Source organism: Roseateles sp. P5_E1, from assembly GCF_054049335.1.
This window is the reverse complement of the sequence record NZ_JBFUMN010000201.1, coordinates 1-708: the sequence shown is the minus strand read 5'-3', so window position 1 is coordinate 708 and position 708 is coordinate 1. Positions and strand designations below refer to the sequence as shown.

The following is a 708-nucleotide window of genomic DNA, read 5'->3' as shown; positions in this document are numbered from 1 at the left end:
GCACGACGGCGCACCACCTGGGCCTGGCCTATGCGTGGCTGGCCAAACCGATCGTCGAAGGCGGCCTGGCCGCCCTCTCGTTCCTGCTGATGYGGCACTTCGTCTATCGCTGAACAGCCGGCGCAGTAACCGGGCACCGGTGCGGTGCCCGGCCGGGGTCAGGCTATTCGCACTTCAGCGCGCTGGCGACCTGGGCGAACTGGTCGTTGGCCGACGTGCAGCCCGCCTCCAGCGCCGTTTTGTCGTGCATGGTGGCCCACTGCGCCTTGGCCTGGTCCACGCCCTGCTGGAAGGCAGCGGCCGTCTGTGGGTTGGACTTGTCGAAGCAGGCCTTGGCGCGGGTCAGGTAGGCCTCACAGGCCTGGGGCAGGCCCGCGCCGATGCCGGCATCGGTGGACGCTGCAGCGGTGGACGGTGCAGCCGCCGCCGGGGTTGGGGTAGCAGGCGCGGCAGCGTCGTCCTTCTTGCCACACGCCACCAGGCCGGTGAGGGCCACCGCGAGAATCAATGCGTTCTTGAACATGATCATTCCTTGATTGAAGCGTCAGGGGTTTCCAATGCCTGCATGTCAGTCTCCGGTCGCGCACGTCCGGGGGCATGTCGGCAGGTGCACTTCTAGCAGCAAACTCCAGTCGCGTCATGCTGCAGCCGAACGTGCAGGCAACCGGTCCCGACTCATCCTCCGGTCGGCGCCGACCGGGCGCGTGC

Annotated in this window: 1 protein-coding gene; it reads right to left on the bottom strand. The window is 67.9% G+C overall.

Annotation, left to right across the window (positions count from 1 at the left end; all coding sequences use genetic code 11):
* Positions 1-163 precede the first annotated feature (163 nt).
* Complete coding sequence (locus ACXJKJ_RS30600) at positions 164-523, bottom strand: DUF5339 domain-containing protein (protein ID WP_256776905.1); 360 nt, start codon at positions 521-523, stop codon at positions 164-166.
* Positions 524-708: the final 185 nt, after the last annotated feature.